Here is a 12385-nt window from a genome sequence, read left to right as displayed (position 1 = left end):
AACCACGACAAATGTATGGAATGAAGTTGAAAGACTTTGAAAAGAATGTTATGAAGAGGAGACAGATTGGTTAATCCTCGCTCCTGAAATGTTATTAATAAAGGTACAATTTGTTTTTATCCCCCTCACAGAGGTACTGTGAAGGGGATAAAGACTTACTGATTCACTACGAAATTACGTATCTGACACCCGGTTCTCTCACCTTTGGCTATACGCAAACGCAAGGTATGCCGACCGGAAGCCAGTTCCGTCTCCAGCATATACACCCATGGAATGTACAAGTTCCGGCTCCAATCAGTAAATGTATCCAGCTTCTTGAACGGAGCCCCATCCACACTGTATTCCAGCACACAGGCTTGCGGACCGGCTGCGCAGAAGATACCTACAGCGCGTCCTTCAAAAGAGAATGAAAGACTGGCTCCGGCACGATCAGCCACCAACATGGGAACATGTACGAAACCTTTACGGGTATTCCCTTTCACTGTAGGCGTCCAGTCATCCACCACTTTCCAACCATTCAGTTGCTTAGCGGAACGGATATCCGCAAATACACCTTTATCATAAGAATAGGAATCTATCGGTTTTTCCGGTACCTCATGTGCCCGGACGGTTTTCTTTGCCACGTCGCCACTCCATTCAAGGTCGAAAAGACGGTTTATAGCGGCAGCATAATATGTATGACCGTTCCAAGCAGGATGTGTGCCACCAAATTCTTTCCAATCAAACTCACCATCGAGCATACGCTGCGCCACTTCTTCCGCCAAATTGATAGAGGAAACATAATAATGATTGGCTACACTTTCATGATTCATAATAACCTGGGGTTGTATACCCTTGTCCAACAAAGGTATGAATGGATCGTAGATAAAGTGAAGCATGACAATATCCATTTCCGGACTGACAGTACGGGCATGACGAATAATACCCTCCATACCGCGTGTCTGCCGGATATAATCGAATCCGTTTGTATCATCATTTACCGCTGCCTCAACAAATAATAAATCAGGCATTCCTTTCTGCAATACATCATTTTCAAAACGGAAAGCATGAGGAGTGCTTCCGGTAGAAGGTATTCCGGCATCAATGAACGTGAATTCAGTCTCCGGGAAACGCTGTTTCAAATCTTCCTGTATCATATTCCGCCAACCACGCATTTCGGTAATGGAACCACCCAGAAAAGCGACACAACCTTTTTTCTCTTTCGCAAACTTCAGATAAGAGTTAGTAAGGCTACCACGTTGATGGATCACTTGTTTCTTCTGATAATCCGGTTGGTTACGGATTATAAAATCAACAACCGGTTCAGCATTATCCAAGCTATGTGGATGATGATCGCAACCGGGTTTCAATATGATTTCGACATTACCTCCCAAAGCACGATAACGTTCAGCAACAATCTTCATGTGCTTTTCATACGGCACAATCTTGTCACTATCACCACAAACGCCCATCACTGGAATACCGGCAGCCGCTAATGGAGCCAGGTTATCAATCGGATTTCCTTTGAAGTCTTTTGCATTTTCTTCAGTCAATCCCCATTCTGCAAGGAAACCTTTCCAGAAATCACGTTCCCAGTTCTCGGAGAAATAGAGCATATCGCATACAGGAGCATCTACATAGATACAGGCCACTTTATCAGGATTATTTGCCGCCCAATTAAATGCGAATAATCCGCCACGGCTGAAGCCTTCTAACGTCACTTTGGGAGAAAGACGATAATACCTGCGCATGACTTCATAGAAATCACTGCCCAGACGTTGCGCACGCGGACTTCCATAAAGATGAGTCAAATCATAATACGCCACATGGAAACCTTTCTCCAACAAAGCCTTATCTACCGAAGGGAAAGCTCCGAAAAATGCAGGACGCCATATCCAGGGACGCCCTTCCGCTACCTTGCGGGGAGCAACAACGATAGCGCGGCGTGCATTACAAATAAAATCATAACGATCGAACCCTTCCCATTGCGACTTCTTACCGGGGAAAGGTTGATCGGTAACAATTGCAGGCGCCTCATTACCAGTCAGTGTACGATAAAGTTCACCGGCAATCAATGCAGCTCCTTGTTCATTGGGGTGGATACCATCTGTATAGTAATCAGGATACGGCTTCAGCAGTGCATAGAGATCTACAACAGGCAGATGACGTTTCTTCGCAACGCTGCGTATCACAGGAATGATACCGTTTGTAATTACACTATCGTTAATACCGAAATTCCGTTTTACGGCAGGAACAGGCAAACAAAGATATATCTTAGGTTTGGAAGGCAATTCCTGAAGAATATCCAGCATTTCCGTCAAATCCTTCTTAAAGTCTTTTCCATAACGCCAGTTCCAGGGTTTGCTGTCATTCGTTCCCAATTTAATGGTAACGATATCCGGCTGAAATGCCAAAAGATCACGAAACTTCTGTTCGTGCATATAAGGATGATCCCCCTTATTCAACAATACCCGGGCACTAATTCCGAAATTGCGGACATCGTACCCTTCACCCAAAAGCTGGGAAAGTAACCCCGGATAACTATTCTGAAACTGATTTTTAATTCCTGAGCCATAAGTGATACTGTTTCCGACACAGGCAATCTTTACAGGTTTCTTTTCTTGTGCCACTGCCCACAGACTGAACAAGCACAAAAAAAGTAAAAGAGTGTTCTTCTTTTTCATAATATCTATATTAAATATGCTCCATAGTTTTTTTGACCGACACAAAGATACATTTTATTTTAAAACCAAAGTCTAATGATTAGTCACTTAAAGGTTATCAACACTTTCGTATACGCATTTAGCTTGGATAAAATCTCCATCCTCGCTCCATAAATAGATAATATTTTCAAATCTTCTATTTCCTGAATAATACTCCCTTCCTTAGGATACAAAAGCCGTGTCTATGCAGTCGAGCATGCCGTTGCTGGAAGTTATCAGATCGTCCAGTTCGTCATGGTTATCGGCTGTCTTAATCCGAATATTCAGATTATTTCCCCGGATGCGCCGTAGCTCTTTCAGAATACGCTTCATCGGTGCCAGCATGCGGTTGGCATAAAATGTAATCTGCCTCATCAATGATTAGAAACCACTTTATGGAAGGATGGAACGGTGTGCGCCCATCTTTTCATAGGGCAATGTAAACCAGAAAGTAGAACCTTTACCTAACTCAGACAACACTCCTATCTCACCTTTGAGTTCCTTCACGATATTCTGTGAAATAGCCAGTCCAAGTCCGGTTCCTTGTTTGAAAGAATCAAGTTTTACAAAACGGTTGAATATATCCGCCACCTTTTCAGAAGGGATACCGGTACCGGTATCTGTCACAAAGAAACGTATATAGCCATCTTTCGGTTCTTCATATCCGAACGTAATACTCCCGGCATTCGTAAACTTCATGGCATTACTGATGAAATTATTCAGCACTTGGGTAATTCTGCGCTGGTCAGTGTACAAAAAAAGATCCGGCAGGGGTGTCACTGCACATATAGTGACATTCGCATTCGGTTGTCTCATCCTGGCAGCCTGCTCTATTTCAGATAACATCTTATTTACGTCTATATTTGCATAGACATATTCCAGTGTACCGGCTTCTATCTTCGATAAATCCAGGATGTCATTGATCAGTTGCAACAATATATCATTATTCTTACTAATGATACTGAGGTATTCTATCCGTTCTTCTTCCGATACATCTTCGGCCAGTATACTCGAAAAACCAACTATTGCATTGAGCGGAGTACGTATTTCATGGCTCATATTAGCCAGGAAAGCTGATTTTATACGATTGGACTCTTCAGCCTCTTCTTTAGCCAGACGCAGTTTACGTTCCAGAATCTTCTGGTCTGTAATATCCCAAGCCGTATAGAGAATCCATTTACGTCCATCGGAGAATGAAACTATATTATTATTCTGGAAGGTAAACCGTTCCTCGTTCTTATTCGTAAAGAAACGCCTGGTACCGGATTGGGCAACTCCTGTTCTTACCAATTCTTCATCTTCTTTCCTGATCATCGTTGCAGCCTCAGGCATTATATCGAAATCAGTTCTTCCAATCGCCTCCTTAGCCGGATATTCAAAGAGCTCTTCAGCCTTTTTATTTATAAAAGTATAACGCATATCATTATCGACATCTTTCACTTTAGCTGCAATAGGAAGGTTATCGAGAATGTTTTCAAGCAAATGCAGATGCTCCTGCCACTCGGTTTCTTTCACTTTTTTGATACGCTTGTGCATAAAGTAAAATAGCAGTAGGACAATAGCAGTACCCAGGACAATCACAACATAAATAATATTCTTCTGAATAAAACCAGGCGGAACATCATAATAAACCGCATTTTTAGGAAAGTTATCTAATGAAACTCCCTTGTCAAGCAATGTCTGGTAATTAAGATAGGTATTGGGCGTACCGGCAACAACCGTTTTCGCCCCGTATGTACCATCCTTTTTCAGTGCACTTCTAATTTCACCGATAACGGTACTTTCCACATCGGAACTGCCTATATAATGTCCACCGGCAAATAATGCATGAACCCTTGTGAACTGGTCAGACAACGAGAATACCGGTTTTTTAACTATACCGGAAATATAAGAATGTATTCTCTCATCAGGATAATATTTCTCAGACAAACTCTGACTGGCTACATTCACCCATGAACAGTAAATAATGCCTGTTTCTCTACCAGATTCGCTAATCTTGTGAAGCATTGTTTCTGTATTTGTCTGGGGATAAGTAATAAATTCCATATCCAAATCAGAAAAGTACTGCTGATGTATTTCTTCTGCTTTTTTCCGAATTAGAGAACAGATAAATCTGTCATCCGATAACAAGACAACCTTTTTCATTTCAGGAGTAATCTCCTCCATCAATTCTATGGTTTCTTTAATGCAAACAGGAATATTTATGGCAGTCACGTTATACCGTTCCAGCATTTCCGGTGTAGCGATAATCTGATCTTCAGGTATATATTCACCTTTATAATACTTATTTATATCAGCCGACGTATGCGGCATCGAGTGGCAAATAATTGTAGGTACCCCTTTCCAGATAGTGTCAAAAAGCGGTTTGCAAACATACCATCCCGGATCGCCTACAAATATGACGGCTTGGGGAGGAACAGAATATTTATCCTTTAGATAATCAACCTTCTGATCTATTTCCTGTTGATTATTGAAATGCCATGTTGTGAGAGTCTCCGAATATACCTTCACCGAATTTTCTTCATTGAATGCCTTTTCTACAGTTTCAAGCAGATCATAAGCCCATTTCTCACGAAAAGTGGAAGAACTGATAAGAACAATATACTCTTGATCTTTCGTATCAGCCATCGCCTTGGGCGCCAGAAATAAACAAGCGAAAATAGCAACCGCAAGTATTCGAAATGTCAAAGGGGGATACAGAAATGTATTCTGATTTGGCATATTGGGTAAATATTAAAATATAAAATGGCAAAAGCTTCTCAACTATCCTTTGCAAAGTTAGGAAAAAATAAATGCCCAAGAAATATCCAATAACAAATTTGCATATTACGTTCATCTTTTTGTTGTTTATATCCGCATTAAACATAAGTTGTGATATAAAATAGGGTATGACGTTGATGAAATAGAAAAAATGTCGCATTTATAACTTGAATTCAAGGCTTCAATAAAAAGTTGATAGTATCTACTATCACTACCCTCACTTTACAGATAAATCATTAATAATAAAAACATTAAATATAAGTGAGAGTAACTTTTAAGAGTGAGAGTAAGGATGTTACTCTCACTATGTCTCGTCCTGGTTTTGGTTGACTGGTTCAACTGCTTAATCCTATATTAGGTTGTCTTAGTTCATTACTTAAGCTGGTTTGTTTGTCTAATCCTGACCTGGGTTGACTAATTTTATAATTAAGATTACCGCAGTTACTTACCCCAGTATATGGTATTCATTTGTTTTACATCAAGAGTATTCCTATCCGGAACTAGGAGAAATACCATTCACCCTTAGGAACAACTGAGTGTCAACCAAGATTAACAGGCCTGTTAGCCAAGGTCAATCGGCCTATCAACCAAGGTTAACAAGCCGATTAGGCAAGGTTGGTATACAATAGAACTTAAGATACTGATGCAACACAGACCGAGCAAAAGCAAATGATTGCCCAGTCTTTGAACGATTAATGAAGTGGCACAAGGACTAAATGTCCTCATACATTAGATAAGCTGAAAGAAGAAGAGCTAATAGTTTAGCTGGGGTAAAATCCTGAGAATAAGAGTATAACATTTCAACTTGATCTCAAATCAATAAGTTACAAGAAGTAGAAAAGAAAAGCGGAGAGAGTTTTTCAACTTTCTCCGCTTCAGTACCCAGACCCGGGGTCGAACCGGGATGGAAGTGAATCCACTGGTGTTTGAGACCAGCGCGTCTACCGATTCCGCCATCTGGGCATGCTTGATTTCTTAATTGCGGTGCAAAGATACGGCTTTTTTCTAAACCTGCAATACTTTTCCTAAAAAAAGGAGAAAAAAGTCATAAAACATTCTACAAACATTCCATGTTTCCAAAATATAGTGTACTTTAGCAGAAACTTTTAAAACAAACGATATGACAACAAATAAGGATAATTTCTGTGTTATCATGGGTGGAGGTATCGGCAGTCGCTTTTGGCCGTTTAGTCGAAAAACACTCCCTAAACAGTTTCTGGACTTCTTTGGCACAGGCAGGTCATTACTGCAACAAACCTTCGACCGCTTCAATAAAGTTATTCCCACAGAGAACATACTTATCGTTACAAACGATTTATACGCAGATCTTGTAAAGGAGCAACTGCCTGAATTGAATCCCGAACAAATTTTGCTGGAGCCTACACGCAGAAATACTGCTCCGTGTATCGCATGGGCAGCTTATCACATTCGCGCATTAAACCCGAATGCCAATATCGTGGTAGCTCCATCCGATCATTTGATTCTGAAGGAAGGAGAGTTCCTTGATGCCATCGAAAAAGGCTTGACGTTCGTATCTCAATCAGAAAAGTTGCTGACTCTCGGTATCAAACCGAACCGTCCCGAAACAGGTTATGGTTACATTCAGATAGCCGAACAAGCAGGAGACAATTTTTACAAGGTGAAAACCTTTACCGAAAAACCTGAACTGGAGTTAGCCAAAGTTTTCGTAGAAAGCGGAGAATTTTATTGGAACTCCGGCCTCTTCATGTGGAATGTAAACTCTGTCATCAAGGCCGTGGAAGCACTACTTCCCGAACTGGCAAGCAAATTGATTCCTGGTAAAGATGTATACGGTACTCCTGCCGAAAAAGCATTCATCGACGAAAATTTCCCTGCATGCCCCAATGTATCCGTCGACTTCGGCATCATGGAGAAAGCAGACAATGTATATGTTTCATTAGGAGATTTCGGCTGGTCCGATTTAGGCACATGGGGTTCATTGTATGACTTGTCCCCAAAGGACAAAGAAGGAAATGTAACCTTGAAGTGTGAGTCTCTAATGTACAACAGTAAAGACAACATCGTGGTGCTCCCACAAAACAAACTCGCCGTTATTGATGGACTGGAAGGCTATCTCATCGCTGAATCGGACAATGTATTGCTGATTTGCAAGAAGGATGAAGAACATTCTATCCGTAAATACGTAAACGACGCACAGATAAAATTAGGGGAAGATTACATCTAATCGGATATCGGAATTTGAAAGCATAGACTTTCAAACCAGAATAAAGGGAACGGGGGCTGAAATGGATTCGGCCCCCGTTCTTATTATAAAAGGAAGGAGTTTTATTTTTAGAATGCAGCACGAATCGCTTCGGCAACTGCTTTAAATTCTTCATCAGAAAGTTTCAGCTTTGGATTAGAGAACAGCATGTCCGACTCTTTCTGCATAGGAATAAGATGAATGTGCGCATGAGGTACTTCCAGACCAATCACTGCTTCACCTACTTTCTTGCAAGGAAAAGCCTTCTCAATGGCACGAGCCACCTTCTTGGCGAAAACATGCATTGCTGCCAGATCTTCATCATCCAGATCAAAGATATAATCCACTTCCTGCTTGGGAACGACGAGCGTGTGCCCTTTCACCAGCGGATTGATGTCCAGAAATGCAAAGAACTTATCATCCTCCGCCACCTTATAGCTTGGTATTTCACCTGCGATAATTCTACTGAATATTGTTGCCATAACTTTTATGATATATAAATTAAGGCAAGCCCGCATGCGGACCTGCCTTTACCTTAAAATGAAATGTTCACTACTTCAAGATTAACCATGCCCTGCGGCACTTTGATTTCAGCTACATCACCCACTTTCTTACCAAGTAAACCTTGTGCAATGGGAGTGTTAACAGAAATCTTTCCTTCTTTCAGATTAGCTTCGCTTTCCGAAACAATGGTATAAATCATCTTCATGCCATTCTTTATGTTCTTCAGTTCCACCTTGTTCAAAATCTGCACGGAATCCGTTTTCAGCTTGGACTCATCAATAATCTTGGCATCTGCTATAATCGTCTTCAATTTATTGATTTTCATCTCAAGCATGCCCTGCGCCTCTTTGGCGGCATCATACTCTGCATTCTCCGACAGGTCACCTTTGTCACGTGCTTCGGCAATAGCAGCCGAAATCTTAGGACGTTCTACCGTCTCCAATTCTTTCAGTTCGGCCATCAATTTCTTGTAGCCTTCTTCTGACATATAAGCCATACTTTTTTCCTCCTTTTTAGTTTCTAAATGGTATTATATAACAAAAAAGAATTCCAACATGGTCAGCATGCTGGAACCCTCTTCCGATTTTTCTTTTGCAAAGATAGCCTTTTAATTAATGCGTGTCAAGCAAAAATTGCTGCTATGTAACATATTTAAATAAAAACTTCTAATTTATAACAAGTTACAACAGTGCTTTCACCGCAGCGTCCAGGTCTTTTATAGTCTCTCCACGAGCGCTCAACTCACTATTCCGGTTAATCAGGAACAGAGAAGGAACCTCCTTAACGTTGTACATAGCAGCCACATTTGAGTAAATTCCATTTGCATCTCTTACAGAAATCCAAGGCAGATTATCAGCCGTTGTTTTCCAGAAATGCTCGTCAGCATCCAGTGAAACCTGATAGATCACCAGTCCTTGATCTTTATATTTAGTATAAAGGTCATTCAGCAAGAAGTTATGTGGAGCAGAAGCTGCACTTTGGTAAATAGTAAAGTCCAACAAGACTACTTTACCCTTCAGATCGCTCAACTTATGGGTATTCCCCTTCATATCACGAAGGCTGATATCGATGATACCGGTTTCGGAAATAACTTCTTCCGGCAACTCCAGAACTTTCTGTTGCGGTGTACGGGTATTCTTCATTCCCTTAATCACAATATTATAGAGATTCTTGGAGCGATCTGCATGTGGATAATAATTATTCAGACTGGTGGCAACGGCTGCAAAGCACTTAATATCATCCTTGCTATTCAAAGGATCGAAGATAAGGTAATTATTCAGTTTCTGGAACAGAGCAAAATAAGCGGCAGCCATATTGGGAGCTGCAAAAATATATTTAGTTTTCACCTCATCCTTATAATCTTTCATCAAGGCAGCCAGTTTTTCTTCAAAAACATCGGCACCTATCTGATGAGCCTGCATCTTCTTCACTAACTCATTCACCTCATTCTGCAACTGCACTTGCTTCAACGTCAATTCCTTTATCTTGGTGCTGTTTGCCGAACCTTCTACCGTATAAGCCGTAGCAAAATCAGTATACGGCGCTTTCAGCCCGATAGTTTCCGTAGAATCCACAGAGAAATTGATAACCTTGTCGTCCACACGAAGGCGGTAGAACTCCGGAGATACCGGACGTGTTTGTTTGAAACTGAAAGAACCGTCACCCTTCAACTTTACAGAATCCAAGGGCACGATGCCCTCCAAAGCAGCAGCTTCCAGGTACAGCATTTTGCCGTCAGCACCTGAAACTTCACCTTCAACTTTGAATTTCGGTTCAGAATTACATGCACTTAAAGCCAAAGCGGCAAGTGCAACAAAACAGATCTTTTTCATATTTAGCTTCTTAATTTCTATTAGAAAGAACGTGCAAATATAGTTCTTTTCAAGTTTAGTCAAAGCATTTTCATTGCTTCTTCCACATGGAAACCTAAAAAAATAGTCAATTATAAACTTTTTTATCTCATTCCCACCCGATTACATGAATTAATATGTATCTTTGCACGAATTTTGAAAGAAAATATAGATAAAACATTTTTTATGATTAACCCAATTGTTAAGACGATCGAGCTTCCTGATGGCAGAACCATCACACTCGAAACGGGAAAGCTGGCAAAACAGGCAGACGGTTCTGTAATGCTTCGTATGGGTAACACCATGCTTCTTGCTACTGTTTGTGCCGCTAAGGACGCAGTTCCCGGAACAGATTTCATGCCGTTACAGGTAGAGTACAAAGAAAAATTCTCCGCATCTGGACGTTTTCCCGGCGGTTTCACCAAGCGTGAAGGACGCGCTTCGGATTATGAAATCCTGACCTGCCGCCTTGTTGACCGTGCTCTCCGCCCCTTATTCCCCGATAATTATCACGCAGAGGTATATGTAAACATCATCCTCTATTCCGCCGACGGTATTGATATACCGGACGCATTGGCAGGGCTTGCCGCTTCTGCCGCCCTCGCAGTTTCAGATATTCCTTTCAACGGACCTATTTCCGAAGTACGCGTAGCACGCATCGACGGACAGTTCGTTATCAACCCTACTTTCGATCAACTGGAAAAAGCCGACATGGACCTCATGGTGGGTGCTACTTACGAAAACATCATGATGGTAGAAGGTGAAATGAGTGAAGTTTCCGAACTTGACTTGCTGAACGCCATGAAAGCAGCCCACGAAGCAATCAAAGTGCAATGCCAGGCTCAGAAAGAACTGGCAGAGGCTGTTGGTTCTACCGTAAAACGCGAATATTGCCACGAAGTAAACGATGAAGAACTGCGTAAAGCCGTTCACGAAGCTTGCTACGCAAAGGCTTATGCCATCGCCGCTTCCGGCAACAAAAATAAACATGAACGCATGGACGCTTTCGATGCTATTCGCGAAGAGTTCAAAGCACAGTTCAGCGAAGAAGAGCTGGCAGAAAAAGCAGCACTGATCGACCGCTACTACCACGATGTAGAAAAAGAGGCTATGCGCCGCAGCATTCTGGACGAAGGTAAACGCCTTGACGGACGTAAGACTGACGAGATCCGTCCTATCTGGAGTGAAATCAACTACCTGCCCGGACCTCATGGCTCTGCTATCTTCACTCGCGGTGAAACTCAATCCTTGTCTACCGTTACCCTCGGTACAAAACTGGATGAGAAGATTATCGACAACGTACTGGAACATGGCAAAGAACGTTTCCTGTTGCACTATAACTTCCCTCCGTTCTCTACCGGAGAAGCCAAGGCACAACGTGGCGTAGGCCGTCGTGAAGTCGGTCACGGACACTTAGCTTGGCGTGCACTGAAAGGACAAATTCCTGCTGACTACCCGTATGTAGTGCGCGTAGTATCCGATATTCTTGAATCTAACGGTTCTTCTTCTATGGCTACCGTATGTGCCGGAACACTGGCATTGATGGATGCAGGTGTGAAAATCAAACAACCGGTATCAGGTATCGCTATGGGATTGATCAAGAATCCGGGCGAAGACAAATATGCTGTATTGTCCGACATCCTTGGTGATGAAGACCACCTGGGCGACATGGACTTCAAAGTAACAGGAACCAAGAATGGTATCACCGCTACTCAGATGGATATCAAGGTAGACGGTCTGTCATTCGAAATCCTGGAACGCGCTTTGAACCAGGCTAAAGAAGGACGTATGCACATCCTTGGCAAGATTCTGGAAACTATCCAAGAACCACGCGAAGAACTGAAACCTCATGCTCCGCGCATCGAAACGATGACTATACCTAAAGAGTTTATCGGTGCAGTAATCGGCCCTGGTGGTAAGATCATCCAAGGTATGCAGGAAGAGACCGGTGCTACAATCACTATCGAAGAAGTAGACAACATCGGAAGAATAGAAATCTCCGGAACTAACAAGAAGAGCATTGATGACGCTATGCGTCTTATCAAGGGCATCGTTGCCGTACCGGAAGTTGGCGAAGTATACAAAGGTAAAGTACGTTCTGTAATGCCTTATGGTGCTTTTGTTGAGTTCCTGCCGGGTAAAGACGGTTTGTTGCACATCTCTGAAATCGACTGGAAACGTCTGGAAACAGTAGAAGAGGCCGGTATCAAGGAAGGTGATGAAATCGAAGTGAAACTGCTTGATATTGATCCGAAGACCGGTAAATTCAAACTTTCCCGCAAAGTATTGCTTCCGAGACCGGAAAGACAAGAAAGACCTGAAAAGAAATAAGAAACACCTTATTCTTCAGTATATAAAGCCCGACG

Annotated in this window: 7 protein-coding genes, 1 tRNA gene and 1 pseudogene; 2 read left to right on the top strand and 7 right to left on the bottom strand. The window is 42.1% G+C overall.

What is annotated here, in order from left to right; genetic code table 11:
• Positions 1–155 precede the first annotated feature (155 nt).
• The 4 genes and pseudogenes from K6V21_RS08115 to K6V21_RS08100 all read right to left on the bottom strand — a co-directional run bounded on the left by K6V21_RS08115 (position 156) and on the right by K6V21_RS08100 (position 6404).
• Positions 156–2663, bottom strand: a complete 2508-nt coding sequence (locus K6V21_RS08115) for an alpha/beta fold hydrolase (RefSeq protein ID WP_224321463.1) — start codon at positions 2661–2663, stop codon at positions 156–158.
• Between the two features lie 204 nt (positions 2664–2867).
• Positions 2868–3038: pseudogene (locus K6V21_RS08110) on the bottom strand (HAMP domain-containing protein); the annotation flags it as partial.
• 36 nt (positions 3039–3074) lie between these two features.
• Complete coding sequence (locus K6V21_RS08105) at positions 3075–5402, bottom strand: ATP-binding protein (RefSeq protein WP_224321462.1); 2328 nt, start codon at positions 5400–5402, stop codon at positions 3075–3077.
• A gap of 918 nt (positions 5403–6320) precedes the next feature.
• Positions 6321–6404: transfer RNA gene (locus K6V21_RS08100), tRNA-Leu, on the bottom strand.
• A gap of 157 nt (positions 6405–6561) precedes the next feature.
• On the opposite strand from K6V21_RS08100, the gene K6V21_RS08095 reads away from it, so the two are divergent.
• A complete protein-coding gene (locus tag K6V21_RS08095) occupies positions 6562–7647 on the top strand; it encodes a mannose-1-phosphate guanylyltransferase (protein WP_007211966.1) in 1086 nt (361 codons plus the stop codon).
• Positions 7648–7754: 107 nt separating this feature from the next.
• On the opposite strand, the gene K6V21_RS08090 is transcribed toward K6V21_RS08095, so the two are convergent.
• The 3 genes from K6V21_RS08090 to K6V21_RS08080 form a co-directional block, all read right to left on the bottom strand.
• On the bottom strand, positions 7755–8147 hold the full coding sequence (locus K6V21_RS08090) for an HIT family protein (protein ID WP_029426613.1): 393 nt from the start codon (positions 8145–8147) through the stop codon (positions 7755–7757).
• A gap of 53 nt (positions 8148–8200) precedes the next feature.
• Positions 8201–8665 (bottom strand): transcription elongation factor GreA, encoded by a 465-nt coding sequence (gene greA / locus K6V21_RS08085; protein ID WP_007211964.1) that lies wholly within the window; start codon positions 8663–8665, stop codon positions 8201–8203.
• 184 nt (positions 8666–8849) lie between these two features.
• Entirely contained in the window at positions 8850–10001 is a 1152-nt protein-coding gene (locus K6V21_RS08080; RefSeq protein WP_224321461.1) for a TlpA disulfide reductase family protein, read from the bottom strand.
• 204 nt (positions 10002–10205) lie between these two features.
• Here K6V21_RS08080 and pnp point away from each other — a divergent pair, with 204 nt between their 5' ends.
• The gene (gene pnp / locus K6V21_RS08075; RefSeq protein ID WP_044263689.1) at positions 10206–12350 is read left to right on the top strand and encodes a polyribonucleotide nucleotidyltransferase; all 2145 of its coding nucleotides are present in this window, start codon (positions 10206–10208) and stop codon (positions 12348–12350) included.
• Positions 12351–12385: the final 35 nt, after the last annotated feature.

Source organism: Bacteroides cellulosilyticus (genome assembly GCF_020091405.1).
Lineage (GTDB): Bacteria > Bacteroidota > Bacteroidia > Bacteroidales > Bacteroidaceae > Bacteroides.
This window is presented reverse-complemented; position numbering and strand designations above follow the sequence as displayed.

Coding starts and splice junctions, on each gene's coding strand:
- pnp (WP_044263689.1), top strand. CDS start 10,206: ATGATTAACCCAATTGTTAAGACGATCGAGCTTCCTGATGGCAGAACC.
- K6V21_RS08095 (WP_007211966.1), top strand. CDS start 6,562: ATGACAACAAATAAGGATAATTTCTGTGTTATCATGGGTGGAGGTATC.
- K6V21_RS08105 (WP_224321462.1), bottom strand. CDS start 5,402: ATGCCAAATCAGAATACATTTCTGTATCCCCCTTTGACATTTCGAATA.
- K6V21_RS08090 (WP_029426613.1), bottom strand. CDS start 8,147: ATGGCAACAATATTCAGTAGAATTATCGCAGGTGAAATACCAAGCTAT.
- greA (WP_007211964.1), bottom strand. CDS start 8,665: ATGGCTTATATGTCAGAAGAAGGCTACAAGAAATTGATGGCCGAACTG.
- K6V21_RS08115 (WP_224321463.1), bottom strand. CDS start 2,663: ATGAAAAAGAAGAACACTCTTTTACTTTTTTTGTGCTTGTTCAGTCTG.
- K6V21_RS08080 (WP_224321461.1), bottom strand. CDS start 10,001: ATGAAAAAGATCTGTTTTGTTGCACTTGCCGCTTTGGCTTTAAGTGCA.